This window comes from Mycobacterium simiae (genome assembly GCF_008370645.1).
GTDB lineage: Bacteria > Actinomycetota > Actinomycetes > Mycobacteriales > Mycobacteriaceae > Mycobacterium > Mycobacterium simiae_A.
The window spans coordinates 22,736-48,547 of the sequence record NZ_VTZN01000016.1; the positions used below are offsets into that span (position 1 = coordinate 22,736).

At 64.2% G+C, this 25,812-nt stretch carries 25 protein-coding genes; 10 read left to right on the forward strand and 15 right to left on the reverse strand.

Translation table 11 applies throughout. The features are described from left to right. The first annotated feature begins 26 nt into the window (after positions 1–26). Entirely contained in the window at positions 27–707 is a 681-nt protein-coding gene (locus F0Q45_RS04670) for an LpqN/LpqT family lipoprotein (protein WP_149652843.1), read from the forward strand. Positions 708–710: 3 nt separating this feature from the next. On the opposite strand, the gene F0Q45_RS04675 is transcribed toward F0Q45_RS04670, so the two are convergent. Next, positions 711–1,655, reverse strand: a complete 945-nt coding sequence (locus F0Q45_RS04675; protein ID WP_149652823.1) for an SAM-dependent methyltransferase — start codon at positions 1,653–1,655, stop codon at positions 711–713. A gap of 98 nt (positions 1,656–1,753) precedes the next feature. On the opposite strand from F0Q45_RS04675, the gene F0Q45_RS04680 reads away from it, so the two are divergent. Both F0Q45_RS04680 and F0Q45_RS04685 read left to right on the forward strand, forming a co-directional pair. After that, entirely contained in the window at positions 1,754–2,239 is a 486-nt protein-coding gene (locus F0Q45_RS04680) for a hypothetical protein (RefSeq protein WP_149652824.1), read from the forward strand. A gap of 11 nt (positions 2,240–2,250) precedes the next feature. After that, positions 2,251–3,816, forward strand: coding sequence for an alpha/beta hydrolase (locus F0Q45_RS04685; protein ID WP_262490869.1), 1,566 nt, complete (start codon positions 2,251–2,253; stop codon positions 3,814–3,816). A 115-nt stretch (positions 3,817–3,931) separates the two neighbouring features. Here the strand turns inward: F0Q45_RS04685 and F0Q45_RS04690 are convergent, their stop codons facing one another. The 3 genes from F0Q45_RS04690 to F0Q45_RS04700 all read right to left on the reverse strand — a co-directional run bounded on the left by F0Q45_RS04690 (position 3,932) and on the right by F0Q45_RS04700 (position 8,225). Continuing rightward, positions 3,932–5,914 (reverse strand): DUF4387 family protein, encoded by a 1,983-nt coding sequence (locus F0Q45_RS04690; RefSeq protein WP_223163871.1) that lies wholly within the window; start codon positions 5,912–5,914, stop codon positions 3,932–3,934. Positions 5,915–6,110: 196 nt separating this feature from the next. Next, the gene (locus F0Q45_RS04695; protein ID WP_149652826.1) at positions 6,111–7,043 is read right to left on the reverse strand and encodes a LysR family transcriptional regulator; all 933 of its coding nucleotides are present in this window, start codon (positions 7,041–7,043) and stop codon (positions 6,111–6,113) included. A gap of 423 nt (positions 7,044–7,466) precedes the next feature. After that, a complete protein-coding gene (locus F0Q45_RS04700; protein WP_149652827.1) occupies positions 7,467–8,225 on the reverse strand; it encodes a Mut7-C RNAse domain-containing protein in 759 nt (252 codons plus the stop codon). Positions 8,226–8,326: 101 nt separating this feature from the next. Here F0Q45_RS04700 and F0Q45_RS04705 point away from each other — a divergent pair, with 101 nt between their 5' ends. From F0Q45_RS04705 to F0Q45_RS04715, 3 genes are all read left to right on the forward strand, one after another. Beyond that, positions 8,327–9,664 carry a nicotinate phosphoribosyltransferase gene (locus F0Q45_RS04705; RefSeq protein ID WP_149652828.1) on the forward strand — a complete coding sequence of 446 codons (1,338 nt, stop codon included), beginning with the start codon at positions 8,327–8,329 and terminating at the stop codon, positions 9,662–9,664. A gap of 269 nt (positions 9,665–9,933) precedes the next feature. After that, a complete protein-coding gene (locus tag F0Q45_RS04710) occupies positions 9,934–10,386 on the forward strand; it encodes a DUF5709 domain-containing protein (RefSeq protein WP_149652829.1) in 453 nt (150 codons plus the stop codon). Between the two features lie 273 nt (positions 10,387–10,659). Further along, entirely contained in the window at positions 10,660–11,028 is a 369-nt protein-coding gene (locus F0Q45_RS04715) for a hypothetical protein (protein ID WP_373424920.1), read from the forward strand. 68 nt (positions 11,029–11,096) lie between these two features. On the opposite strand, the gene F0Q45_RS04720 is transcribed toward F0Q45_RS04715, so the two are convergent. Both F0Q45_RS04720 and F0Q45_RS04725 read right to left on the reverse strand, forming a co-directional pair. Further along, positions 11,097–11,528, reverse strand: coding sequence for a DUF2267 domain-containing protein (locus F0Q45_RS04720; protein ID WP_149652830.1), 432 nt, complete (start codon positions 11,526–11,528; stop codon positions 11,097–11,099). A 178-nt stretch (positions 11,529–11,706) separates the two neighbouring features. Next, a complete protein-coding gene (locus F0Q45_RS04725) occupies positions 11,707–12,627 on the reverse strand; it encodes a ribose-phosphate diphosphokinase (RefSeq protein WP_149652831.1) in 921 nt (306 codons plus the stop codon). 211 nt (positions 12,628–12,838) lie between these two features. Between F0Q45_RS04725 and F0Q45_RS04730 the strand changes: the two genes are divergently transcribed. From F0Q45_RS04730 to F0Q45_RS04740, 3 genes are read left to right on the forward strand one after another with little or no spacing between them, the layout of a single operon-like run. Then, complete coding sequence (locus F0Q45_RS04730) at positions 12,839–14,179, forward strand: phosphoribosyltransferase family protein (protein WP_149652832.1); 1,341 nt, start codon at positions 12,839–12,841, stop codon at positions 14,177–14,179. 6 nt (positions 14,180–14,185) lie between these two features. Continuing rightward, entirely contained in the window at positions 14,186–14,617 is a 432-nt protein-coding gene (locus F0Q45_RS04735) for an archease (protein ID WP_149652833.1), read from the forward strand. Positions 14,618–14,629: 12 nt separating this feature from the next. After that, positions 14,630–16,051: an RtcB family protein gene (locus F0Q45_RS04740; protein ID WP_188112788.1), complete on the forward strand. Its 1,422-nt coding sequence runs from the start codon at positions 14,630–14,632 to the stop codon at positions 16,049–16,051. Between the two features lie 175 nt (positions 16,052–16,226). Here the strand turns inward: F0Q45_RS04740 and F0Q45_RS04745 are convergent, their stop codons facing one another. The 8 genes from F0Q45_RS04745 to galT form a co-directional block, all read right to left on the reverse strand. Further along, positions 16,227–17,030 carry a ribosome hibernation promotion factor gene (locus tag F0Q45_RS04745; RefSeq protein WP_149652834.1) on the reverse strand — a complete coding sequence of 268 codons (804 nt, stop codon included), beginning with the start codon at positions 17,028–17,030 and terminating at the stop codon, positions 16,227–16,229. Between the two features lie 77 nt (positions 17,031–17,107). Then, the gene (locus tag F0Q45_RS04750; RefSeq protein WP_149652835.1) at positions 17,108–19,198 is read right to left on the reverse strand and encodes an adenosylcobalamin-dependent ribonucleoside-diphosphate reductase; all 2,091 of its coding nucleotides are present in this window, start codon (positions 19,196–19,198) and stop codon (positions 17,108–17,110) included. Between the two features lie 18 nt (positions 19,199–19,216). Next, positions 19,217–19,483 (reverse strand): DUF1918 domain-containing protein, encoded by a 267-nt coding sequence (locus F0Q45_RS04755; RefSeq protein ID WP_149652836.1) that lies wholly within the window; start codon positions 19,481–19,483, stop codon positions 19,217–19,219. A gap of 126 nt (positions 19,484–19,609) precedes the next feature. Then, positions 19,610–19,831 (reverse strand): hypothetical protein, encoded by a 222-nt coding sequence (locus tag F0Q45_RS04760; RefSeq protein ID WP_149652837.1) that lies wholly within the window; start codon positions 19,829–19,831, stop codon positions 19,610–19,612. Positions 19,832–19,902: 71 nt separating this feature from the next. Next, positions 19,903–20,688, reverse strand: a complete 786-nt coding sequence (locus F0Q45_RS04765) for a VOC family protein (RefSeq protein WP_149652838.1) — start codon at positions 20,686–20,688, stop codon at positions 19,903–19,905. A gap of 14 nt (positions 20,689–20,702) precedes the next feature. Continuing rightward, positions 20,703–22,007: a TIGR03086 family metal-binding protein gene (locus F0Q45_RS04770; RefSeq protein ID WP_149652847.1), complete on the reverse strand. Its 1,305-nt coding sequence runs from the start codon at positions 22,005–22,007 to the stop codon at positions 20,703–20,705. Positions 22,008–22,065: 58 nt separating this feature from the next. Beyond that, a complete protein-coding gene (locus F0Q45_RS04775; protein ID WP_149652839.1) occupies positions 22,066–23,148 on the reverse strand; it encodes a galactokinase in 1,083 nt (360 codons plus the stop codon). Continuing rightward, positions 23,145–24,215: a galactose-1-phosphate uridylyltransferase gene (galT, locus tag F0Q45_RS04780; RefSeq protein WP_188112789.1), complete on the reverse strand. Its 1,071-nt coding sequence runs from the start codon at positions 24,213–24,215 to the stop codon at positions 23,145–23,147. Before galT ends, F0Q45_RS04775 begins: the two co-directional genes overlap by 4 nt. Positions 24,216–24,274: 59 nt before the next feature. Between galT and F0Q45_RS04785 the strand changes: the two genes are divergently transcribed. After that, positions 24,275–25,441, forward strand: coding sequence for an FAD-binding domain (locus tag F0Q45_RS04785; protein WP_149652841.1), 1,167 nt, complete (start codon positions 24,275–24,277; stop codon positions 25,439–25,441). Positions 25,442–25,464: 23 nt separating this feature from the next. On the opposite strand, the gene F0Q45_RS04790 is transcribed toward F0Q45_RS04785, so the two are convergent. Beyond that, positions 25,465–25,812: hypothetical protein (locus tag F0Q45_RS04790; protein ID WP_306439421.1), on the reverse strand; the 348-nt coding region annotated here is incomplete at its 5' end.

A 25,812-nucleotide genomic window follows, 5' to 3' on the forward strand; every position in this document is an offset into this window, starting at 1 on the left:
GACCCAAATTTCGGGAGATGCAATACATGAAGGACCTCACCGTGGTAATCGCGACCATGGCGCTGAGCGTGGCGCTGGCTGGTTGCGGCTCTGACAACAAGTCCGAAACCAAGACCTCCACGTCGGCGTCTACGTCGACTTCGACCTCGACGTCAACAACGTCTGCAACCAGCGCGACACCGGGAGCGCAGGCCAAGAAGACCATCGCGGACTACGTGGTCGAAGCTCACATCACCGAGACTCCGGTACACCTTGGCGATCCCGGCTCTCCGACGATCAATCTCCCGACGCCAGCAGGCTGGCAGACGACCAGCGACAGCAGCACGTCATATGGCGCCATCGCCTTCAGTCAGCCCGCAGACCCCAAGGACCCGCCCACCATCTCCGCATTGGTGTCCAAGCTCACCGGCAACGTGGATCCAGCAAAGATCATCCAGTACGCGCCCGGCGAGCTGCAGAACCTGCCCGGATACGAGGGTTCGGGCGATGGGAGCTCATCCACGCTCAGCGGCTTCAATGCCTGGCAGCTAGGCGGCACCTACATGCGCGATGGCAAGAAACGAGCCGTCGCGCAGAAGACGGTGGTGATCCCCAGCGGTGACGCCGTATACGTGCTTCAACTCAACGCCGACGCGCTCGAGAGCGAACAAGGCCCGCTGATGGAGGCCACCAGCGTCATCGATGATCAGACCACGATCACCACGTAAAGACTAGGAACCGGATCGTGCCGCGGAGATGAGCACGGTCCGCGGCGCTCCGTCGTCAATTCCCGCTGGGGCGGGGCGGCCGTAGCGAGCCATCAGCTCCTCGGCCGGCGCTGCCGCAACGTCCCAGCCGTGCCCCCGCAACCAGTCGGCGACGTCGGCACGGTCCTCGAAGTACCACAGGTCCTCGAAGTTCGGGATCTCGCGTTTGCCGGCTCCCCCCGCCGCCGCGCGGTAGCGCTGCATGCGGGATCGCAGACGTTGCACGAATTCCGGATCGTTGAAATCCGGGCGTGGTGCCTCGACGGCGATCCGACTGCCGGCCACGCTCAGCGACTGGACACGCTCGAACAACAGATCCTGGGCCGCCGCCGGCAGAAACGGCAACAGCCCCTCAGCCGACCAGACGCTCGGGGCCGAATCGTCAAACCCATTCTGACGCAACGCTGCTGGCCAGTCTTGGCGCAGGTCTACCGCGACCGCAACCTGATTGCACATCGGCTCGGCGCCACGCTCGCGCAGCGTCGACGACTTGAACTCCAGCACCATGGGCTGGTCAATCTCGTACACGATGGTGCCAGCCGGCCAGGGCAACCGCCAGGCCCGAGAGTCCAAGCCGGAGGCCAAAATCACCACCTGCCGGATACCGGAGCTGGCCGCGTCAAAGAAGAAATCGTCGAAAAACGCTGTCCGCGAGGCCATGTAATTGCCCATCCCCCGCATCCGCAGCTGCAGCTGCGGGTCGGCCGAACTGAGCTCCGGCGGCAGCTGGGAACCCCCCAGCATCGTCCACATTCCATCGCCGGCCGCATCCAGGAAAACCCGCGCGAACGGGTCGCTGATCAGCGGATGCTCGCTTTCGGTTTCAGCGGCACGCGCGGCCGCGACCCCCAGCGCCGTCGCCCCGACACTTTCGGTGATATCCCAGGAATCGTCGTCTGTTCTCGGCATGACCACAGTCCTCTCCACCGATTGACGCGCCGCAGCTGAAAACTTAACCACCTCAGCGACCACTCCCGCTAGCGGCCCAGTTGCCCTACGGTGTTGTCATGACAGAACAGTCGTATGCGGTGGATGTCGGACACCCGCCGTCGGCGCTACTCCGCGTGATCAACCCGCTCCTTAGCGCGCTACTGGGCACTCCGCTCGCGGGCCCGCTACGTAAACAGTTGATGGTGCTCAACTTCACCGGGCGAAAGACCGGCCGGTCATTTTCACTTCCGTTGAGCGCCCACGTCATCGACAACGATCTTTACGCGTTGACCGGTGCGCCATGGAAGCAGAACTTCCGCGGCGGGGCCGTCGCTCACGTGCGCTACGACGGCAAGACGACTGCGATGCGCGGCGAACTCATCCAGGACCGCAAAACATTGCCGGATCTTTACCTGCGCTGCGCCCAGTCCTATGGCCCTAAGCGCGCACAACGAATGATGGGTTTGAAGTTCCGCGACCAACGCATTCCGACGCGTGCGGAGTTCGCCGAGGCCATCGACCGCATGAACTTGGCCGCTGTGAGGTTGACTACTGCCGGGTAGTGTCCATCGTCGTGCCGAACAAGGTGTACCCGAATATGTGCAACGGCCCCACGGCGGCGGTGTCATGGATGCTGACCGCTGTGATGACCGCGAGCCTGGTCGTTGCGTGCGCCGGAGCGTCACCCGGCCGGCAGCACTCCTACGAGTCAGCACCGTGTCCGGCGCCGAACTTTCCGGGCGTGCCGCAAGCCGATTTGGGGGCAAACTACAGCTGCGGATATCTCAGCGTGCCGGAGAACCGCGACGATCCAAGGAGTCGCACCATCCGGATCCTCGTTGCCCGGGTGAAGGCGGCCAGCGACAAACCCAAGCCCGACCCCATCGTTTTCTTGGCCGGCGGGCCCGGCGGTGCCGGCACATTGAGCGCGCCCGGGGTGGTCGCCGGCGGAATGAACGCCGACCGCGACGTCATTTTCGTCAACCAGCGCGGCACCGTACATAGTGATCCACACTTGGCCTGCCCAGAGCTGGACAATTTCACGGCCCGAGCCGTCGATCTGGCCTTCCAGGATCAGTCGACGGCAGACCTGGACGCGGCCGCTGTCGCGGCCTGCCGAAAGAGGTTGGAGCCGTTCGGTTTTCATCTAGCGTCCTACAACACCCGGGAGAATGCGACCGACCTCGCCGACCTGCGGATGAAGTTGGGCATCGACCAGTGGAACGTCTACGGCGTCTCCTACGGCACCGATTTGGCCCAACAACTCCTGCGGGCCCACCCCGAGGGCATCCGGTCGGTGGTCTTGGATTCCGTGGTGCCGCCAGCGATCAACATTGTCGATCGCTGGTGGGAGGCCCCCGCCAGCGGCCTCGCCGCGATCATTCAGGCCTGCAACGACCAACCCAAGTGCGCCGCAGCCTATCCCGACCTGGCAACGGTTTTCCTCAATACAGTCAACAAGTTGAGTCAGGCGCCGCTCAAGGTCCCCACCACCGATCCGAACGGTAGTCCGGTACAGGTAACCATCGACGGGTTCAAAGTGGTGCCGCTGGTGCTCGAGTGGAGCGCCGATCCCAGCAAAGTGACCGACATTCCACGGATGATCTTCGCCCTTGCCAACGGCGACGGCAGTCTGGCCGCTGCCGGAATTAGCGCGACCGCCCCACCGCCGGAACAACGCGGGCTGCTGGGCGCTGGACTGGGGCTGGGCGCCTACTGCCAGGAGATGGCAAACTGGACCACCCCCGAGCAGGCCCTGACCCAGGCCCGGGCAGCGATGCCCGGGCTGACCGATTCGGTGCTGCGGATTACTCCGACCGGCAGCTGGATCTTTCGCGAGTGCGGTGCTTGGGGGCTCAGCAGGTCGGACACTGCCGATCGTCTTCCGGTACGCAGCAAGGTTCCCTCACTCATCTTGTCCGGCACGTTCGACTCCAGCACAGCACCGAAATGGGTGCAGGAGGTCACCCGAGGGCTTAGCAACTCGCTGGCTCTGCGCTTTCCCGGAGTGGGCCACGGTGTATTGCCGAACTCCGGCTGCGCGCAGTCGATCATGACCGCGTTTCTCGACAACCCACGTCTGGACGTCGATCAGTCCTGCATCGCCCACACCAGCCTTCCGACCTTTAGCCTCCCCTAGCCTAGCGGGAAGCGGCGATGCGGTCGCCGACAGCCGGCCGGTCGCTGCAAGCTGCAGGTTCCCCGTTCAACGATGGTGTCGAACTCGGTGGTGGGGTCGGGCGGGCTTTCAAGCACTAACTGCTGTCCACGTTTCCCGCTGCGTAGATCGGGACCCAGAGGGCTTCAAGACGACGCTGCTGCTGTGCTCCGAAAACGTCGCGGTCATCAATGGACCCGGAGATAACGTTGCGTCGTGCCGAGATCTTGATGGCCCTACAGGAGCCGACGAAGTAGGTGCCGATCACGTGCTCGACGGGACGGTTGAGAATCGAGGCGACATTGGACCGATTGAACAGGTTAGAGCGCAACGCAGCGTCGTAGTCCTCGTCGGTGGCGAAGAGAATGTCGTAGGTCTGCACGTTGATCCCCGCGTCTTTGCTCCGAATTACGACGGCCATGTCCAGTAATGGCTTAGTATCGATCACCTCTCCTGATGGTGGGGCTTCGGCAATTACCGACAGGGAGCGTGATTCGGCACGGTCTGCATGATCCGTCTCGCCGATCTCCCAGTAGCGCGGCTTCTCGGCGCCGGTGATTTCCCAGCTGTCGCCGTCTGCTTTGAAATAGGTTATTTTGAAGAGTGATTCGGTGATCAGCGTTGCATTCTGGAGCAGGTGAAACAGCGACCATTGGTACGCATCAGGGGCGTCGAGCCGCAGCAGTGATCCGCGTTGGGCAGGGGCCAACGCTTGTAGCCGGGCGATTTCGACGTCGTGACGTTCGGCAAGGCGCCGCGGATCTTGGTCGACCGTGCGCAACAACGCTACCGGGGAACTGGCGTCGGCTTCGATGATGCGATAGCTCGCGCCGACCAGCGCGTCCGGAAATTGCCGTTCGATAAGGTCATGCAACGCTGCTTTGATCATCTCGTAGTTCTCGAAAAACACCGGGTCGCGGGTGCCGCTGGGCGCGATGGCTCCAAAAGTGCCATTCCCACGGTCGAAGTCAACGATGTTGGGCGAGAGAGGGTATGCAATGTTGCCTGCTGTCGACCGCCGTTTGGGGTAGCCGTAGTGGATCAGGTAGTGAGTCACCAGGCTGGCCAGCAGCACCGCCTTGTCACGAGTCGGCGACGTTGTCTCGACGATCAGGCCCAGTTCGCGCTCGCCCTCGGCGATCGGTTCTGCCTCTACGCCGTTGCGTCCGTACACCAAGATGTCGTCGGGTACAGCTGGCAGGTCGGCGGGTTGAAGATGCACCAGCGACACCCGGCGGGCCCCAACCCGGTGGGAACCTTCGAGTTTGATGCTCAGCGGCCAGTATTTGGTCGCGCGTACGAAGCGGCTACCACGAATCCCAGCCACCGTGGCGTCGCGCGCGAGGAACTCGGTGTGCTCCATCACCAACACACCCTCGGGGTAGAACTGCAGTTGGGGATGTTCTTCTTCATAGAGGGAATGCGCGGCGATCGAGTATGGGGTGCACGACCGTTCGGGATTAGGGGCCACGAAATAGGCTGTCCCATCGTCGAATACCTCGGCCACCAGGCAGTCCGAAGGCGAACCGGGGTCGCATGCCAGCGCCCCGCATTCGAGGACGTGGCCGATGTGATATGCAAGACCTGCGTCGATGTCCTTGCGAATCATATCGGCCGCGAACAATGCGACGTCGCAAGACCGGCCCGCGAAAATGAACTGCGCACCCGCGTCCAAAGCCGTGATGATGGGGTGAATTCCCATCTGCCCGACAAGTGTGCTTTCAGCCAACGCCGCCTCGTCCGGCACCAGCCCCGGTCCAACTTCAATCAAGGTACCGGCGCGATACTCCGAGATAATGGCTTGCGGGTCGACGTCGGAGCTAATGACGGCAACTTTCGCGGCGGCTACAGCCAGCTCGGCGAACACCTCCTTTGCGACATCGAGCATCCACTCGAGGTTGCGCGCGCCGCCTGCCATGCCGCAGCTCCCAACGATGACTGGGGCTTGGGTGGCTACTCCCGCCTGCACCATGTGTCGATAGTCCGCCTTCACCGCCTCACGTTCAAAGTATTGCTGACCGGTCCCTAGATAGAACGGGCCAGCGTCCATCGATCCGGCATCACAGACAATCGCGTCCACGCGACCATCGGTAGCCTGGCGAAGCGACTCCGCCGGATACCCGTACCCGAGTGCGCCGCATGCGGATACAACGCGATAAAGCAAACTAGCCATGCGCATCCCCTGTGAGCGGTCGGAGTCTAGTGCAACACCCCAAGAGAACATGCCCACCGCGTCGACCGGAAATACCGATTTCGGGTAGGAGTATTGGGGAAAGCTATGACTGCACAGGACGTGCGATCAGCTCGGCTCCACGCAAGGCGCCGCTGGTGACTCCGCCGACGATGACGCGCTCGACTATTGCCGCAACGGCGTCAGCGGGTCGCGACAAGGGGTACTCGTCGGATGAGACCATCGAGCCAGTTAGGTAAACGGGGGGTTCCATCGGTACGGGCGTTGCTAGATCGGTTGTACCACAGACGATTTCACCCTTAGGCAGCAAAGCGATGCGAGTACCGGTTCGCACCGCAGAAAGGATGTCAGAATAGGTCATCGCCTCAGTCCGAGGCTGGATCGCCAGACCCTGGGCAGCCAGAGCCCGGTCTAGGGCTAGACGTAGGACATTGGATGACGGAGGGAGCACGATAGCGTTCTTGGTCAGGATTACGTCGATTCGGCTCTCTAACATTTCGCTACGAGCAGCAAATAGGTAGAGCCGCTGCCGATATAGCGGCCGTCTAGCGAGCCGAGGCAGTGGATCGGTTTCAAACACGAGGCCCAGATCGACGTCACGGTCGGCGATCACTGTGGCAATCGTTTCGCTGTCTGAGCTTTTGAGCACTATCCGCACTTTCGGAAGCGCCGCTGCGCACTCCTTAAGGATGTTTGTGGCAAAGATTGACGCCATCGTGCTCGACATGCCCAAAACGACGATACCGGCAGGCTCGGCCGAAGAATCTCGCATCAGCGTGGGGAGCGCCTCGACCCGCCGCAGAATGGCCAGGGCTTCTCGGTAGAGCACCTCTCCCTGGGCGGTCGGCCGCACACCGCGGGCGCTTCGTAGCAGTAAAACCGTGCCCAGTTCAGCCTCCAGCGAGGCGATCCGCTGGCTAAGCGAGGGTTGAGCTACATAAATCAGTTGCGCGGCCCTCGAGAAGCTTCCCGCCTCGACTACGGCGACGAAGTAACTCAGATGACGTAGGTTCAGCATCGATCAGCTGTGCACACCAGGCGGTTCGAACGCCGTCATGGCTAAGAGTGTCGCAGATCGTCAAGGCCCCTTCAAAGAGCAGCCCTGGCCATATTGGCGCGCTGTATAGGGGCATCGCCAAGGCGTAGTACCGGGTAACGGCTCAAAGGCAACACGATTGGGCAGCTGGAGGTCCGTGGGCATCCCCGACACCGGTACACAACGCGGAGGGCGTTGACACATCACACGCTAGGAGACGGCGACTGCGGAGCTCACCCGAGGGCTAGCAACTCGCTGGCTCTGCGCTTTCCCGGAGTCGGCCCCCGGTGCATTGCGGAATTTTGGCTGCGCGCAGTCGATCATGGCCGCGTTTCTGGACAACCCACGTCTCGACGTCGATCAGTCCTGCATCGCCCACACCAGCTTTCCGACCTTCAGCCTCCCTTAGATCGGTCGAGAAAGTTGTTCGCATAGTCTTTGGACGCGACGGACCATCTTGGCGTGATGCGAGCCGGGCCAGTAGATCTGCCCGCATTCTTCGCAGCGGCTGAACTCCTGGTAGTACCGGCTAGTCAACGGTTGCAGCTGTCCGATCACCTCGGCTTTGCTCACCGTCACCAACCTGCCATTGCACCGCAAGCAGCGAGTGAATGGCGCCAGCCGTTGCCGCAAGTCCAGCCGACGAATCACTTCCAGCGTCTGGTCTTTGGGGTGTTGTGAGTGGACGAACAGACCGTGCGTGATCGCGCGGCGTTTCAACAGGCCGCGATCGCGGGTCAGCAGGATTCGCTGCTGACCCAGACTGACGTCAACCAGCGTCGGGTCATCGGCTTCGCTCGACCACCAGACGTCGAGGCCAAGCATGCGAAGCAGCCGCGCGAGCCGGCCGAGATTGACGTCGACGACAAACCGCGGATCACGCAACGCCCCTGGGCGCAGCCTGGCCGTCGGCCCGATGTCCACCGCCTCGAACATCGGGTAAGCGGCGATGCGGTCGCCGACAGCCGGCCTGTCGCCGAACGCCGCGGGTTCCCCGTTCACCAGGATCAAGTCGATCTCGGTATGTGGAATGCCCATCGCCTCGAGGACATCCTTGACCGTCTGATGGCTGCGGAACGGACGGCGCACGGTCAGGCCGCGCGCCTGCGGCTCGACGAAGTCGTTGAGCTCGGCGTAGGCCCGGACATCCACGTAACCAACCACTGCTCACGTTCTACCGCGTCCAACGACGTCATCGTCTCGAGGCCCCCTTGGTATGAAACGCTTGAGTCAGTTGTTGACGAGCAAGGAGTGACCGGGCAGCCATGGCGATCCGTCAGGACATCGGAGCGCTGTTCACCGACCTGTACGAGGTCACGATGGCGCAGGCCTACTGGGCTGACGGCATGTCGGGCACGGCGGTTTTCGAGACGTTCTTCCGCAAGCTTCCACCGAGCCGGTCATACATCATGGCTGCCGGCTTGGCAGATGTGGTCGAGTTTCTCGAATCGTTTCACTTCGAAAATCGAGATCTGGAGTACCTGCGTGGCCTGGGCCGGTTCTCCGACGAGTTCCTGCAGTGGCTTGCCGGCGTGCGCTTCACCGGAGATGTCTGGGCAGTGCCGGAAGGAACGGTGGTCTTTCCTAACGAACCCGTGATCCAGGTGATCGCGCCGATCATCGAAGCCCAACTGATGGAGACTTTTGTCCTGAACCAGGTTCATCTGCAGAGCGTGCTCGCGAGTAAGGCCGCGCGGGTGGTCGGCGCCGCGCGCGGACGGCTGGTGGTGGACTTCGGCGCACGGCGCGCGCACGGCACCGACGCGGCCCTGAAGGTGGCGCGCACCAGCTACCTGGCAGGTGCTGCAGGCACGTCGAATCTTCTCGCCGCCCGCCAGTACGGCATGCCCGCGTTCGGCACCATGGCGCACAGCTATGTTCAAGCCTTCGACAGGGAGATCGTTGCATTCGACGCATTCGCCCGGCTGTACCCGGGCACCACCCTGCTCGTCGACACCTACGACACGCTGCGCGGCGTCGATCGCGTCATCGAGCTGGCCAAGCGGCTCGGCGATCGCTTCGACGTGCGCGCTGTCCGGCTGGATTCCGGTGATCTGGGTGCGCTGTCGAAGGAGGCGCGCGCCCGGCTCGATGCCGCGGGTCTTGACCAGGTCCAGATCTTCGCCTCGTCAGGCCTCGACGAACACCGGATCGCCGCCCTCTTGGATGCTGACTGCCCGATCGACGGCTTCGGCGTGGGCACCAAGCTGGTCGTCGCTGCCGACGCGCCGGCCCTCGACATGGCCTACAAGCTGGTGGAATACGACGGCGTTGGGCGCACCAAGTTGTCCAGCGGCAAGGTGATCTATCCGGGTCGCAAACAAGTGTTCCGCAGCCTCGAACACGGAGTCTTCAGCGGCGACGCGATCGGCCAGCACGACGAAACGCTGCCCGGCGAGCCGTTGCTGGTGCCGGTCATGACCAACGGCCGGCGCATCTCGCAGCACGTGCCCGCCCTGGAGGCCGCCCGGGTACGGGCGCGCCAGCAGATCGATGCGCTCCCGACCGAGCTTCGCGCGCTCGAGGACGCTAACTTCGCGTATCCGGTGGCTTTCAGCGACCGGATAGCTAACGAACTCAAGCGAATACAGCAGGCTGGCTAGTGGCGCCCCTTCGCAAGAAATCCTTAGAGCCGGTCCAGCGGCCAACTGTTGATCACTTCTTCGGGACTTCCGACTCCGGGCCCGGCCGCAGGACCTGAACACGAGCGAGGCCTAACGAGTCTGCCGGACATGCACGAACACTGACAGCGAAGTCTTCCGACCGGGCCCAACGTCGTCGCCGCGAAGGCCCAATGGCCCTAGAACAATGCGACCGTCACCCCTAGATTCCGGACTAACCGAAACTATCACCAGCAGATGGACAATAAGCCATGAATTCTCCCTACGGGACCGGACCGGCCGCAGGCGAATACAGCACCGATGACGACAACCAGCTTCAGCCTGCGGACACCCTCGTCGAGCGCGGCGTCGATGACATCCTCGATGAAGGGTATTCGCCGCCCGAACGACCGTATGGGCGCGGCGCCTTCGGACCCGCCGAAAGCATGGACCAGCTGCTTGCAGAGGAAGAGCCAGATCCGGCAGCACGCATCGATGTATTGCTGGACCAAGAGGAGCAGCAACGCTCCGATGAAGCCGAGCGCGAAGCCGAATTCCCCCAGCGACGGGAAGTCGGGCGGTCGCGCGCGGGCCGACTTGTCGCGCCGGACGGGGGCTTTGGCGAAGATGCAGAGGCAGAACTAGTCGCTGAGGACGTCGGTATCAGCGGAGGCGCAGCGTCCGCCGAGGAAGCAGCCGTTCACATCATCGAAGACGGAGAGTAACCCGCCCGTCGCCCGATCGCCCAGACAGCAGGCCAGGGAAGTGAGGAGCATATGGTCGCCCACCCGCACTGCGCTCGCTGCAAACAGCCGATCGAAGCAGGTTGGCTCTACCTCACTGCCTATCGCCGCGGCCAAGCCGAAACATCCGACGACGGCGCAGTAGTTATGCACGTGCCCGGTGAATGCCCGCGGCCCGGGGAGCACGTTCCGCGAAGCTAGCTGAGACCAGTGTCACTGCAGCGCAGGCGGCGATCCGTAGAGAGGGCAACACCCATGGCTGAGCACGCCGCTGATGGACAGAAGCCGCAGCACAAGGCCGCGGCGAAAAAGACCGCAGCGAAAAAGACCGTAAGGCACCCGGCGGCCAAGAAGGCGCTGGACAACGTGGTGGCGCACCCATTCGACGAACGCGGTGCGCGGATTCTGGTCCTGACCGGCGATCCCCGTAGACGCGTCGTCATCGTGCCCGGCTGCCACCTCGATACCCTGCACCAAGAAGACAATACGTACTTCTTCCAGGACGGCAATGCGTTGGTCGGGATGATTGTCGAGGGCGGCACGGTTGAGTATCACCCCGCCGATCGCACCTACGTTGTGCAGCTCACCGACGGAAAGCACACGGCTGACTTATCTTCCGACTGAACCGACCCAGGCCCATGGGCACTGGTTGAACTCGCATCGGACGTGTTCAGTCCCGGGCTAGGCCAGGGCTACGCCTGGGGTTGTAGCAGCGCCCGGATCTCGTTGGGGAGCTGATCCAGGGCCTTGGCCAGCTGGGCCGGTGGCAGGAAGTGCAGCAGGGCGGTGGTGACGGCCGCAGCGGCCTTGTCGACGTCGCGCAGGGAGATGTTCGCCTCATGGGCAAACCGGGCGGTGTAGGCCTCGGCGTGGTACTTCACCGGGACGGCGCTCGGATCCCAGCCTGCGTAGTAGACACCCCTGATCAGGTCCGGCAGCTGGGCCGAAAAATGCGCGGCTGCCTCCACTGGGAGCCGATCCCGAAGTGTATGCAGCCATGCCCGCAGCACTCCGTAGGCGAACTCGCGATCGTCGGTGTCGAATTCTTTGGCTACCTCGTTAACCCACGTATGGGCAACATGTATCGCGTGGTCTAGCGCCGAAACCTTTGTATTGGCGGACATGACTACCTCCTTGAGTCCGCCTCCAGCACACACCGGCTACCGTTACACTCACCAGGGGCCGAAAGTCACCATTAACCGTGCCAGCGATCTGCGCTGCGTTGCGAAGTCGCCGCCGGCACCCATACCCGTTTGCTCGCCGTTGCCGGTAGTTGGCCAATCACCCTGCGGCCGAACCTGATTAGTCTACAGGCTGGTCGGCATGCAGATGCGCGATGGCCATAGCCAGTGTCGGCGCAACCGAACATACCTCGATCACAGTGCCCGTATCTTTGGGCGCCACCGTGTCGGTGACCAGCACCCGCCTCAGGTCGAGATCACGTAGTCGGGTGACGGCGGCATGTACCAGCAGCCCGTGCGTCGCAGCGACCGCGATGTCTGGCACCGCGCCACGCGACCGCAGCAGCCCGACTGCGGCCTCGATAGTGGCGCCCGTGGTGATCATGTCATCGATGATCACCGCCGACCGTCCGCAAACGTCGCCTGCCACATCCAACGCAGCGACTGTTGCACCGCTTTCGCGGTGCTTGCGCACAACCGCAACTGGGCCGCCCAAGATTCCCGCGTACCGTTCGGCCAGCTTCACCGCTCCCAAATCCGGGGCGACGACCACCGCGCCGTCCGGCAGCGCCGGAGCCAGCTCACCGGAGAGGGCGGGAACGGCGGTAAGAATTTCGACGGGGATCCGGCACTGCGCCTCCAGGGCCGCAGTGTGTGGATCGACGACGACGAGTCGATCAGCTCCGGCAGCGGCGATCGCATCGGCGACAACCGCAGAGCCGATGGACTGCCCGGTCGCGGCGCGACGGTCCTGGCGCGCATAACCGAAGTACGGTACGACCGCGGTTACCCGTGCGGCACGCGAGCGGCGGCAGGCGTCGAGCAGCAGGAGTAACTCGACGACGTGTTCGTTGACTGGAGGTGCTGTTGGTTGTATGACGTAAACATCTTTGCCACAGGCATTTTCGACCGTCGGGTGCAATTCCCCGTCGGGATAACGTGCTAAATCGCAACCGTCGGATTCGACGCCAAGTTGGTTTGCCACCGCAGAAGCAAACCCGGGATTCGCGCTACCGCCGATGATGCGCAGCACAGCGTTCATCACAACCTCCTCACCAGATGGATCCAGAGTCACCACCGCCGGCCCACCGGCATTAGGTCAACAAGTCACCGATCTGAGAGTCATTGGTCCCAAGGGGACCAAGCCGGCAGCCGGCGCACGGCCCTGAACCGCCGTAACGAGGGACCGTAGTCAATTCGCCAAGGGACCTAATCCCATTCCGGTGAGCACCATATCGCGACACACTCGGCAGATGAGGCTCTTTGACGATCGTCGCGACGCGGGTCGCCAGTTGGCTCAGCGTTTATCGTATCTACGCGGCCAGGACGTTGTCGTCCTCGGCCTGCCGCGCGGCGGTATGCCGGTGGCCTACGAGGTCGCACAAGCGCTGCAGGCACCACTCGACGTACTCGTCGTGCGCAAGCTCGGCGTACCTTTTCAGCCGGAATTGGCCTTTGGCGCCATCGGCGAGGACGGCGTGCGGGTGCTCAACGAGGGTGTGGTGCGCGAGGCACACCTCGACGGCGACGACATGGAGGTGGTCGAACGCGAGCAGCGGACGGAACTGCGACGCCGCGCGGAACGCTTCCGCGGCGGGCGTGACCGGATCTCGCCGGCGGGGCGGATTGCCGTGATCGTCGATGATGGCATCGCGACCGGCGCGACGGCCAAGGCAGGTTGCCAGGTCGCCCGCGCGCACGGGGCAAACACCGTGATCCTGGCCGTTCCGATTGGCCCCGACGACATCGTCGCGCGCTTCGCCGGTTATGCTGACGATGTCGTGTGCCTACACACGCCGGCGTTTTTCTTCGCCGTCGGACAGGGTTACCGCAACTTCACCCAGACCTCCGACGACGAGGTGGTCGCGCTGCTCGATCAAGCCGGGACCGACTTTGCCCAGGACGCGGCAATCGACGCGGCCGCTGATCCTGCCCTGCGCGACGAGGAAGTGCGGGTGCGGGCCGGTCCCGTGTCGGTGGCCGGGCATCTCACTATCCCCGAAAACCCCAGGGGAATCGTAGTTTTCGCGCACGGCAGCGGAAGCAGCCGGCACAGTCCGCGCAATCGCTACGTCGCACAGGTCTTGAACGGGGCCGGGCTTGCCACGCTGCTGTTCGACTTGCTCACGCCCGAGGAAGAACGCAACCGAGCCAACGTCTTCGACATCGAGCTGCTCGCGTCCCGACTCGTCGACGTCACCGCCTGGCTGGGCGCCCAACCCGACACCGTATCGCTGCCGGTCGGATACTTCGGCGCAAGCACCGGGGCGGGCGCAGCGCTGGTCGCGGCCGCCGATCCACGAGTGACGGTGCGGGCGGTGGTGTCCCGCGGCGGTCGGCCTGATCTCGCCGGCCGTTCGCTGGTGAACGTCAAGGCGCCGACGCTGCTGATCGTGGGTGGGCGCGACGAGCTGGTCCTCGAGCTGAACCGGCGGGCGCAGGCGATGATCCCGGGGCGGTGCGAGCTCACGGTGGTCCCCGGCGCCACGCACCTGTTCGAAGAACCGGGCACGCTGGAACAGGTCGCGACGTTGGCCCGCGATTGGTTCATCGATCACTTGAGCCGCACCGTCTCAAGCGACAGATCGCGCTAGCAGGCCATGGCGGACAACGCAGCGGGACATCGAAGCGTCCCGCACACCGCAGATCTGCGGATCGAAGCATGGGCGCCCACCCGCGAAGGGTGCATTCGCCAAGCGGTGCTGGGCGCGGTGGAAAGCTTCCTGGATACCGGATCGGCTAAGTCGACCGAGGCACCTCAGACTCGCCGACGCCGGATCACCGCAGACACCGACGCCGACCTGCTGGTCGCCGCCTTGGAGGAAGTCATCTACCTGTTGGACACGACGGGTGAGGCTCCGGCCGACGTCAGGCTGAGCGCGGCTGACGGCAGTGTCGAAATGACATTGGCGATGGTGGATGCCAGCACCGTCGCTCAGCTAGGTGCGGTGCCAAAGGCGGTGTCACTCAACGATCTTCAGCTAGCACATGGCGATCCTGGCTGGCGGTGCTCGGTAACTCTGGACGTCTGACGGAGCGACCGCATGAAACTCATCGAGGAGACACCATACCGGTTCCGCATCGAAAAGGAGGGCGCGATGCGGGTGCCTGGGATCGTGTTCGCATCCCGCGCACTGCTCCCCGACGTCCCCGAAGACATGGCTCTGACCCAGGTGGCCAACGTGGCGACACTGCCGGGCATCGTCCGGGCCGCGTTTGCGATGCCCGACGTGCACTGGGGATACGGTTTTCCGATCGGCGGTGTCGCGGCAACGGATGTCGACAACGGCGGGGTGGTCTCGCCTGGTGGCGTGGGATTTGACATATCGTGCGGCGTCCGGCTGCTGGCAAGCCGGGAACTGCACCGCGACCACCTGCAGCCACGCCTGCGCGCCCTGATGGATGACCTCGATCGGGAAATACCGCGCGGAGTCGGCACCAAGGGTGTGTGGCAGTTGCCCAATCGCGCTGTGCTACAACAGGTCCTCACCGGCGGCGCCCGGTTCGCGGTGGAGCAGGGGCACGGCGTCGCACCGGACTTGCAACGCTGCGAAGACGGCGGCGTACTCGCCGGGGCCGATGCGGCGACGGTCAGTGACCGGGCGATCGAACGCGGGCTTGGGCAAATCGGCAGCCTCGGCTCTGGCAACCACTTCCTCGAGGTACAGGCCGTCGATCGCATCTACGACCGCGCTGCCGCCGAACGGATGGGACTAAATGAGGGCACCGTGTGCGTGATGATCCATACCGGATCCCGGGGCCTGGGGCATCAGATTTGTACCGATCATGTGCACCAGATGGAACATGCCATGCGCCGCTTCGGCATCGAGGTGCCCGATCGCCAGCTGGCATGTGTACCAGTCCAGTCCACCGAGGGACAGGCATACCTGGCAGCGATGGCCGCCGCGGCCAACTACGGACGCGCCAATCGTCAACTGCTTACCGAGGCAACCCGCCGCGTGTTCCAACGGCAAGCCTCGACGGCGTTGGACGTCCTGTACGACGTGTCACACAACCTGGCCAAGCTCGAAAAGCACCTGATCGACGGCCAGCTGCGCACCGTCTGCGTGCACCGCAAGGGCGCGACCCGCTCGCTGCCGCCGCACCACCCCGAACTACCCGCCGACTTGTCGGAGGTCGGCCAGCCGGTGCTGATACCTGGCACGATGGGGACTGCCTCCTACGTGCTGGCGGGAGTGCCGGACAACCCGGCGTTCTTCTCGACGGCGCACGGCGCCGGACGAGTGCAAAGTCGCCACCAGGCCGCCCGTCACACCAACGCGGACATGCTACGCAAAGGTCTGGAACAGGCCGGCATCCTCGTTCGCGGCAGCTCTCGGCGCGGACTGGCCGAAGAAAAACCCGAAGCATACAAGGACATTGACGCCGTCATCGAGACCAGCCACCGCGCCGGGCTGGCGCGCAAGGTCGCGCGCCTCATACCGCTCGGAGTCGTCAAGGGCTGACTTAGTGGTCGCACTCGTAGGTTCGTCGGGAGTCGGTCTGTCATGAGGCCAGCGTTTACCCAACACCCATCGAGATCGACGCCAGCGCGGGAAAGTGCGAGAAGGTGTGACGCTAACGTCGATCTCGGCGCTAGGACCGTGATCCCACCCCCGACGAACTTGCGGGCGAGACCAGCTAGCCCGCGGGCGTCAGCAACCCATAATTCCCGTCGTAGCGGTGGTAGAGCACGCCGGCGCGGCCCTCGGCGGCATCGATGAAGAACAGGAACGGCAGGCCCAGCAAGCCCAGCCGGTCGGTGGCTTCCTCGACGGTCAGACAGGGCGCTGGTTGTGGGCTGATGGTCACGGGCAGCTCGAACGGGCTCAGCTGATCGGCTGGCGCAGGCGCGACTAGAGCCAGGCGATATTCGCTCGGACCACCCCGGTAGAGCACACCTGCGCTGCCGGTGCCTTGCTCGGTGAACAGGTGAAAGTCGTAGTCGAGCAGATTCATCTCCAGGGCGGCCTCGTCTACCGTGCAGGGCGCCATGGTGAACGACTTGCGCCGGATAATGCTGCGTTCATCCGCCGGACGCGGAAAGTATCCGGGTCGGTGGGTGGGCTCGGATTCGTGGCGCCACTCATGCGAAACCGCCTCGGGTTGACCGCCTCGTCGCGATTCCCAGTGTTGGGCCACTCGTTCCAGCCGGTGCCGCAACCGCGCCTCGAGCCGATCGATCGCTTCGTGTGCGGTCTCACCCTCCACTTGGGCACGGACTAGCCGACCATCGACGTCGAGATTGGCCTGAGCGACCACGGGGCGCTGCACCGCCGGATCGCGATGCTGGGTGAGCCTGATCCGGGCATGCAGCACTGGACGGTGGGTAAGGCGCCCGAGCTGGCCGATCTTGGTGCGCGCATAATCGGCTGCGCCGGGAAACTCACCGCGGGTGGTGACGTCGACATCGACGATTGATGGCAAATCTGTTTCGTGGCGCATGGACTCCTTACTACGCCGCGCTTCTGGATGCGGGCAGGGCCAAAAGTCATCGCGGACCAGACGGAAAGTCCCCCGCCTCAGAACTCGCAGGTTCGCCCCACGCAGCCGCCGCTGAACTCCGTGTCGGCCTGGGCCAGTACCGGTTCCGGCGCGGCGTAGGACAAGACCTGTCCTTGCCGGCTGCCGTAGCGGTAGACAGTGATGCCCTTGACTTTGGCCTTCCAGGCAGCCAGATAGATGGCGCGGACGTCGTCCACCGTGGCGGCTGCGGGCAGGTTCACTGTCTTGGACACCGCGGCGTCGACGTGGCGCTGCACCGCGGCCTGCATGCGCAAGTGCCACTGCGGCGCGATCTCCGCTGCGGTCGGGAAAGCCGCACGCACCTCCGCGGGCAGCTGCAGATAGCCGCGCACTCCCCCACGCTGTGCGATCTCGGCGATCAGCTCGTCGCTGTAGAAGCCCCGATCGCGGGCCAGCCGGTCGAAGCAGGGGTTGACCTCCAGCAGGTGCCTGCCGACGATGGCGCGGGTAAAGGCGATGGCGAACATCGGCTCGATCCCGGCGGTGGTACCGGCGATCAGCGAGATGGTGCCGGTCGGGGCGACGGAGATGAGCTGTGCGTTGCGCTGGGGCCCCGACTGCGCCAATCGGCTATCGGGGAACGCCGGGAATGAGCCGCGTTCTTCGGCGAGCCGGGTGGACGCCTTGCGCGCCTGCTGCTGGATGCGGCGCACGATGCGGCCGGCCAACTGCACGGCTTCGTCGCTGTCGTACGGAATACTCAGTGCGGCAAGCAGCTCCGCCAAACCCATCACTCCCAGCCCGATCTTGCGGGTGGCGCGGGCGGCGTCGGCCAGCTCGGCAAAGGGATAGCGGCTGACATCGATGACGTCGTCGAGGAAGCGCACGGCCACTTCGGTGACTTCACTGAGCCGGTCCCAGTCGACCCGACGATCGGTGATCATCCGGGCGAGATTGATGGAGCCGAGGTTGCATGACTCGTACGGCCGCAGCGGAACCTCACCGCACGGGTTGGTCGCCTCGATTCGGCCTCGTCCCGGCACCGGATTGGCTCGATTGATGGTGTCGAGAAACACCAGTCCGGGATCGCCGCAGCCATGCGCGGCTTCGCAGATGGCGTCGAACAGTTCGACGGCCGGCATCCGCGCGACCGCCCGGCCGGTGCGCGGATTGACCAGGCGATGTGTTCCGTTGTGTTCGACGGCGCGCAGGAACGTGTCGTTGACTCCTACTGATAGGTTGAATTGTGTTAAGGCGCTTGGTGATTCTGGTTTCGCAGTGATGAAGTCGTAGATATCCGGGTGGGAGGCGTCCAGCACGGCCATGCAGGCGCCGCGTCGCCGACCGCCCATTGAGACGACGCCGGCGGCGGTGTCGTACAGCCGCAGAAACGACACCGGTCCGCTGGCTGTGCCGCTCGTGGTGGCCACCCGGTCCCCGGCGGGTCGCAGGTGGCTGAACGCATATCCGGTGCCGCCGCCGGCCCGTTGGATCTCGGCGGCCTGGCCAAGCGTGGTGAAGATCGACCGCAGCGAATCCTCAACCGGCAGCACAAAACACCCGGCGAGCAGGCCGAGGTCGGTGCCGGAGTTCATTAGGGTGGGGGAATTCGGCAGGAATTCGAGCTTGCGCAGCAATGTCCCGAACCGTTCAACCCACTGCGCCGACGACCCGGACCGGTACTGGTCCTCAGCTGCCGCAACATGCCGCGCCGCCCGGTCCATCATCTCGCCGGTCGACTCGGTGGGCCGGCCCTGCTCGTCGCGCAGCAGATAGCGTTCCCGTAGTACCGTCACCGCCGCCAGGTTCAGCTTCAATTCGTCACGCACACCCAGCAACGCCTTGGCCGTGCGCAGTTCGGCATGCCGCTGCCGGTAGATGATGTATGCCCGAGCAACGTCGTCGAGACCGGCTTCCCCCAGCCGCGCCTCGACGAAATCCTGAATGCGCTCAACTGGCGCAATTGAGGTGCCCAGTGCGTCGGCGACGGCCCTGGCCACCGTACTCGGCACATCGGGATCGTCGTTTGCAACCTCACGGGCGGCCCGGGCCACCGCGTTCTCGATGCGCGTGATGTCGAAAGGCGCCACCGTTCCATCGCGCCGCCGGACTTGGGCCGGCCACCCGGTTTTTGCCGCCGGCTTCATTGCCCGAGCTGAAACCGCCTAGGTGCTGTTGCCATGAAGAATCGCCGACTGCACCGCGCCGAACCGGTGTTGTGCGCGCTCGTCGGCTGCCTTCTGCTCTGCTGCGGTGACGACCATCGCGTCTGGACCTGGAACCACCGTGGCCTCGTGGTCGCTGTCCAGCCAGCGCACGACATACGGCGGCGAGCCGTCGGTTGAATGCACCTCAATGATCAGCCCCCGATGATCCGGCCGGTCTACGGCACCCCCTTTGACCACCAGCCAATCTCCGACCTTTGCCTTCATTTGCATCCCCTTCCTCCTGGGCGACTCAATCCTGACCACTTCCGTCGCGTTGGCGCCAGGGCAGTAGGCCATCAGCTCCGGTGGCCAAAGGTCCCTGGGACGCACAGTTGCGATGGGGCTGCGGCATCATTGCCATTTCAGATCATCGTCGACTGGTTCGACATGGTCGTCGCGCTCAGCCGCCGCGCGGGTGTCAATCGTGACCTCCTGCCAATACGACGGGCTGTAGAGATGAATATCTTTGCCGCTGACGACCTTTAGCACACCGCCGTCGAGCACTTCATACGTGACGCCGTCGGGGAACTCGGCATCCTCGTCGCGGTCTCGAATCTGTATCCAGATTTTCATAGTCGGAGCAGTTCCTGCATGGCGAAAGTTTAAGCGGCCATGCCATAGCGGTAGCAGCCAAACGCCCCGCTCTAGAGTTGCTCCGCGGGCCTCAACACACTGAATACGGCACCCTGCGGGTCGGACAAGACGGCAGACCGTCCCACCGACGGAATGTCAAACGGCGCTGCGATCACCTGACCGCCTTCGGCCGCAACCTTCTTGGCGACAGCGTCGACATCGTCGACGTCGAAGTACACCAGCCAGTGGTTCGGCACCCCGGGCATCGGCGGTTCCATACAGCCGCCGACATCTGCTCCGCCGGCCTTGAGCACGCGGTAGTTCTGGCCGGCAGCCATCTCCATCGTGATGTGATCCAGGCCCAACACGGCTTGGTAAAATGCCAGCGCCAAATCCGGCTTGTCCGTGATCAATTCGTTCCACATCACCGCACCCGCCTCGTTGACGAGCGTCGCGCCGATATGCCGATTGGCCTGCCAGAACCCGACCACGGCACCGGTCGGATCAGCAACGAAGGCCATCCGCCCGGCGTCGCCGACGTCAAAGGCCGGCATCAGCACCTGTCCGCCCGCCGGGGATACCCTGTCAACCGCCGCGTCAACATCGTCCACCGCGATATAGGTGTTCCACATCGATGGCCTGCCCTCGGGCGCACCTGGCGGCATCGGCGCGATGGCGGCCACCGTTTCGCCGTTCAACGTGGCCATGGAGTAGACCCCGCCGCCGCCGGGCATCGGATTGTCGTCGTAGCCCCACCCGAACAGAGACGAGTAAAACTGCTTAGCCGCCGACTGGTCGGTAGTCTGCAGGTCGACCCAGTTCGGGGTGCCCTGCGCGTATTCGGTTTTCTTGGGCATGATGTGACCTTTCGTTACTTGGCGGATACGTGGGCGCGGGCCGGGTCACGGCCGGTGAACGCAATCAGTCGATCAAGTACCGGGGCAAAGGCGTCGATCGCCACCGGTTGGGCGAAGCGGCCGTAGTGACGAGAATCTGGGGTGATCACCTTGGCCGCCATTCCCAGCACATACTCTGCCAACGCCTGGGAAACGTTAACGTCACGACCGGTGGCAATCGCGAAATCCCAAGCATGAACCAGGAATTCGAGGCATAAGATGGCGAGGGGCACGGTCGCCGGCACCTGGTTGGTGTGTAGCTCGACCATGCCGTCCACGCCCCGTTGCCGCCAGGCCTCCAACACGGCCAACGCAGCGTCGGCTACTTGAGTCTCCAGCGGCGCAGTCGAATCCCGGGGTGGCAGCTGCGCCCCGGCAGCGCTGCCAACAATCGCGAGCGACCGCATCAGATGATCCGCCAATTGCGCTACGTCAAATTCCTGGCACGGTGTGCGCCTAGCCAGGTCGGCGGGGTCCATCCCGCGCAGCACATGCTGAGCTATCGCCAATGTGGCCTCAGCGCAGGACAATTCGTCGAAAGGGTCGGGCGTTGCCGCCCAATCGTCCGGACCGGCGTCACCGTCTCGGCCCGCGGCCACCAGCCGGGCCAGGTAATGATTCCAGCCTTCGGCATGCCGGGCAGCCTGCTCTTCGGTAAGCACGTCGTGCACCAGCCGCACTTCGGTGCCGCCTTCGATCTGGGTCAGCGTAACGGTCACCGTCGATTCGCCTGGCGCGGGATCACCATGGCCCTCCCACCCCCAGGAGAAGACCACCCGCCGGCCCGGGTCTACCTCGATGACCGCACCAGCCGCCGTATGGCCGGGGGTCACCGTCCATCGGTAGGCGCCACCGGAACGCAGCTCGACGCGCGCGGCCACCGTCATCCACCGCCGCAGCCGGTCTGGCCGAGTGATCAACGCGAAGGTCTCGTTTGGATCCAACGGCACAATCACCGATTTTTCGTACGGCATGGCGAACTCTCCTTGTCCTGACGCGTAGTCGTTGGCATCGAAGACCAGACGGTCAAGCTCGGCGCTCCAAAACGACTCGAATAACGAGCGAAGCCGCCGCAACCCCCGCTCATCGAGCCGGTAGTAGCGTTCCCGGCCCTGCTTTCGGGAAGCAACCAAACCCACCTGAGCGAGGATCGCCAGATGTTGTGATATCGCCGATCGGGTGACCGGAAACTGCGACGCGAGTTGTGTGACGGTGCGCTCGCCGGGCGCCAACAATTGGAGCAACCGACGCCGAGTTGGCTCTGCCGCGACTTCCAGCAAGTCGAGCACACGCCAATACGTTAGCCGCTGCTAACCTATTGATCAATGCTTCCAGGCCTCAGCCCGGACCAGCACCCGCAGCGGCATGGGTCCGCGTCAGCACCGGGGCCGGGTAGCCTGCGGCGTGCACCGCGCTTTGCACCGCCTGTCCGACCGCCGCCACCTTGCTGCCCGGCACCAAGGCGATGACACAGCCGCCGAATCCGCCGCCGGTCATCCGGGCCCCCAGCGCGCCGGCGCGCACCGCGGTGTCGGCGATGAGGTCAATGTGTGCGGTGGTGATGTCGAAATCGTCGCGCATGGATGCGTGCGAAGCGGTGAGGATACGACCGGCTTCGGCATAGTCCGATTCACCCAGCACGGCAACGAAGTCCAGCACCCTGCGGTTCTCGGTGAGCACGTGACGGGCGCGACGGGCAGCAACCAGGTCGCCGACCGCAGCCAGCGACGCCAGATCGTCGATGGCGCGCAACGACGAAACACGCAGGTCGGCTGCTGCCCGCTCACACGATGAGCGGCGTGCTGCGTATTCACCACCGGCGTGACGATGCCGGGCCCGCGAGTTTATCAGCACCAGCGCGATCCCATGAGCGTCAGGATCGAACGGCACCGGCCGCACCGTGAGATCCTGAAAGTCAATCAGCAGCGCCGTCACCGGCGCCCCGAACAGTGCTGCCAACTGATCTAGCAAACCCGTTGGGGCACCGACGTATTCGTTTTCCGCCCGCTGGGCGAGGCGGGCCTGCTCGACGCGCTCGATGCGCATGCCGGTAGCGGATGTGATCGCGCCTAGGACGGCGCACTCCAACGCCGCCGAGGACGAGAGCCCGGAACCCATCTCCACGTCGCTAGTGATCGACATCGCGCCGCCGGGCACGGAATAACCTGCGCCGCGCAGCGCCCAGATCACTCCGGCCACATAGCCGGCCCAGCCGCTCACCCCACCGGGCACGGTGTCCAGCGGTATGCGCACCGAGCCGTCCATGCGGTCGCTGGCCACCGTGATCGCATCGCTGCGCTCGGGCATGAATGCCGCCACCGTGCGCTGCGGTAGCGCGATCGGCAGCGCCCAGCCAAGGTTGTAATCGGTGTGCTCTCCGATCAGGTTGATCCGTCCCGGCGCGGCGTAGCGGATCGTCATTGCAGTTCTCGCAACCGCTTGGCCACGCTTTCCGGTGTCACGTCGCTGATGAACGCGTCCATCGCCGACTCGGAGGCGGCCAGGTATTTCAGCGCGGTGGCGCTGCGGCGGATCGACATCAGCTCGACGTGCAAGTAGCCCTCGGGTTGGGCGTCGGTGTACTGGTGCAGCGCTGAAATATACGGCAGTGGGCGAGAATACATACGGTCGAAGCGCCGCAACACGTCGAGGTAGAGCTGCGCGAACTCGTCCAGCTCGGTGGCGTCAAGGTCGATGAGGTTGTGCACGAACCGGTTTGGATAGATATGCACCTCCACCGGCCAGCGCGCGGCAAACGGCACGAAAGCGGTGAACAGGTCAGTGCGGGTGACGACACGATTGCCGTCGGCGACCTCGCGTGCAAGCAGATCATCAAAAAGGTTGCTGCCGTGGTTTATTCGGTGCTCACCTGCCTGATGCAGCATGACGGCCGTCCGCGGGGTCAAATACGGGTAACCGTATATCTGACCGTGCGGGTGGGTTAGCGTGACACCGATCTCCTCGCCGCGATTCTCGAAACAGAAGACCTGCTCGATGCCCGGCTGACTCAACAGCTCGGCCGTGCGATGCCGCCACGCCTCGACCACCAGGCGGGCATGCGGCGCTGGTAGATCCGCGAACGAGCCGGTGTGGTTGCTGGAGAAGCAGATCACCTCACACCGGCCATGGCCGGGCGCGGCCAAGAAGCCGTCGCCGGTGGGCCGCAGCCCACCGGCCCCCGCCAGGCTCGGGAACCGATTCTCGAAGACGACGACGTCGTAGTCGGGCGCGGGCACCTCGCTGATCAGCCCGGTCGGGCCCGGACACAGCGGGCACTGATCGGGCGGCGGCTTGTAGGTGCGATCTTGCCGCAACGCGGCGATGATCACCCACTGCCCGGTGGACCGGTCGAAGCGCAACTCCGACTGGTGCGGGTCCTGCGGCGGCAGTGGCCGGCGATCGGGAACCGGTGCCGGAAGGTGACCGGGCAACGCGAAAAACAGCACATCGCGTCCATCGGCCAGCTGTGCCCGCGTCGGCGCCGTCACGATCTCGAACAGTAACCGACCCCAGTCTCCCGAATCGTGCGAGCAGGCAGAATCGAAGCATGCGAATAGCGATCAGCGGCGCCGGAGTCGCGGGAGCGGCACTCGCCTACTGGCTGCACCGCACCGGTCATACACCGACCCTGATCGAACAGGCGCCGCAATTCCGCACCGGCGGGTACATGATCGATTTTTGGGGTGTCGGCTACCACGTTGCCAAACTGATGGGCATCGAGGGCCCGGTTCGCGCCGCCGGGTACCAGATTGAACGTGTGCGCTCTGTCGGTCAGTGCGGCGAAGTGAAAGCCGACCTCAACGTCGATGTCTTTCGCCGCATGATCGGCGACGATTTCACCAGCCTGCCCCGCGGCGACCTGGCCGCCGCGATCTACGACACGATCGCCGACAAGGTCGAAACGGTTTTCGGTGACAGCATCAACACCATCGACCAGCACAGCGACGGTGTCCGCCTGACCTTCCACAACAATGCGCCAAGCGATTTCGATCTGGTCATCGGCGCCGACGGATTGCACTCCAACGTGCGTCGACTGGTCTTCGGCCAGGAGGACGACTGCGAGCATTACTTAGGCTGCAAGGTCGCGGCGTGCGTGGTCCACGGATACCGGCCACGCGACGAGTTGAGCTATGTCCTCTACAACACGCCGGGCAAACAGGTGGGACGTGTCGCGCTGCGCGGTGACCGCACCATGTTCTTGTTCGTCTTTCGCGCCGAGCACGACAGCCCTGCTGCCTCACCAATAGATCAGTTGCACAATCAGTTCAGCGACGCCGGCTGGGAATGTCATGACATCCTGGCGACGCTCGACGATGTCGACGATCTCTACTTCGATGTGGTCAGCCAGATCCGGATGGACCACTGGTCTCACGATCGGGTGCTGCTCATCGGTGACGCTGCCGGGTGCATCTCCCTACTTGGCGGCGAGGGCACCGGCCTGGCGATGACCGAGGCGTACGTACTGGCCGGGGAACTCGCGAGCGCCGGCGGCGAGCACCAGCGCGCCTTTCAAGCCTACGAGGCACTGCTGCGGCCCTTGATTGCGAGCCGGCAAGCCAACGCCGCGAGGCTTATCGGATTCTTCGCCACCCGGACCCGATTCGGCCTGTGGTTTCGCAACCTAGCTATGCGCAGGATGAATTTCCGGCCGCTCGCAACCCTGTTCGCCGGTAGCATCCGCGACGACTTCGAGCTGCCTGACTACGGCATTTAGCATGCGTGGGTGCAACGCCGCGTTCAGTCGCGCCCACTCCTGCGCTTGGCTCGCGGGCGCTGGCCTGCCGCCGATGCGGCGTGGATGTGGTTGCGGGACTTGTCATCACCTGCGGCCGTGAGCGCGAGCGCAATCATCACGTCGGCGTAGGTCACCAAGAGCCCAATCCAGTACGCCCACTTCAGGGTCGGATCCGGTTGCGAAACAAAGAACATGACCAGAAAAATGGGGCCGACAATGCCGAACACGAGCATCATCAGCTGAATGACGACGTAGCGCCGCAAGGTCGCCAAGCCGCAATCTCCCCTCACCCAGGTCGCAAGTCGGCTTACCTTACCTCCACCGCGGGGGTAGGTCGACGTCTGTATCGC

Coding starts and splice junctions, on each gene's coding strand:
- F0Q45_RS04670 (WP_149652843.1), top strand. CDS start 27: ATGAAGGACCTCACCGTGGTAATCGCGACCATGGCGCTGAGCGTGGCG.
- F0Q45_RS04675 (WP_149652823.1), bottom strand. CDS start 1,655: ATGCCGAGAACAGACGACGATTCCTGGGATATCACCGAAAGTGTCGGG.
- F0Q45_RS04680 (WP_149652824.1), top strand. CDS start 1,754: ATGACAGAACAGTCGTATGCGGTGGATGTCGGACACCCGCCGTCGGCG.
- F0Q45_RS04695 (WP_149652826.1), bottom strand. CDS start 7,043: ATGCTGAACCTACGTCATCTGAGTTACTTCGTCGCCGTAGTCGAGGCG.
- F0Q45_RS04705 (WP_149652828.1), top strand. CDS start 8,327: ATGGCGATCCGTCAGGACATCGGAGCGCTGTTCACCGACCTGTACGAG.
- F0Q45_RS04710 (WP_149652829.1), top strand. CDS start 9,934: ATGAATTCTCCCTACGGGACCGGACCGGCCGCAGGCGAATACAGCACC.
- F0Q45_RS04715 (WP_373424920.1), top strand. CDS start 10,660: ATGGCTGAGCACGCCGCTGATGGACAGAAGCCGCAGCACAAGGCCGCG.
- F0Q45_RS04720 (WP_149652830.1), bottom strand. CDS start 11,528: ATGTCCGCCAATACAAAGGTTTCGGCGCTAGACCACGCGATACATGTT.
- F0Q45_RS04725 (WP_149652831.1), bottom strand. CDS start 12,627: ATGAACGCTGTGCTGCGCATCATCGGCGGTAGCGCGAATCCCGGGTTT.
- F0Q45_RS04730 (WP_149652832.1), top strand. CDS start 12,839: ATGAGGCTCTTTGACGATCGTCGCGACGCGGGTCGCCAGTTGGCTCAG.
- F0Q45_RS04735 (WP_149652833.1), top strand. CDS start 14,186: ATGGCGGACAACGCAGCGGGACATCGAAGCGTCCCGCACACCGCAGAT.
- F0Q45_RS04740 (WP_188112788.1), top strand. CDS start 14,630: ATGAAACTCATCGAGGAGACACCATACCGGTTCCGCATCGAAAAGGAG.
- F0Q45_RS04745 (WP_149652834.1), bottom strand. CDS start 17,030: ATGCGCCACGAAACAGATTTGCCATCAATCGTCGATGTCGACGTCACC.
- F0Q45_RS04750 (WP_149652835.1), bottom strand. CDS start 19,198: ATGAAGCCGGCGGCAAAAACCGGGTGGCCGGCCCAAGTCCGGCGGCGC.
- F0Q45_RS04755 (WP_149652836.1), bottom strand. CDS start 19,483: ATGAAGGCAAAGGTCGGAGATTGGCTGGTGGTCAAAGGGGGTGCCGTA.
- F0Q45_RS04760 (WP_149652837.1), bottom strand. CDS start 19,831: ATGAAAATCTGGATACAGATTCGAGACCGCGACGAGGATGCCGAGTTC.
- F0Q45_RS04765 (WP_149652838.1), bottom strand. CDS start 20,688: ATGCCCAAGAAAACCGAATACGCGCAGGGCACCCCGAACTGGGTCGAC.
- F0Q45_RS04775 (WP_149652839.1), bottom strand. CDS start 23,148: ATGACGATCCGCTACGCCGCGCCGGGACGGATCAACCTGATCGGAGAG.
- F0Q45_RS04785 (WP_149652841.1), top strand. CDS start 24,275: ATGCGAATAGCGATCAGCGGCGCCGGAGTCGCGGGAGCGGCACTCGCC.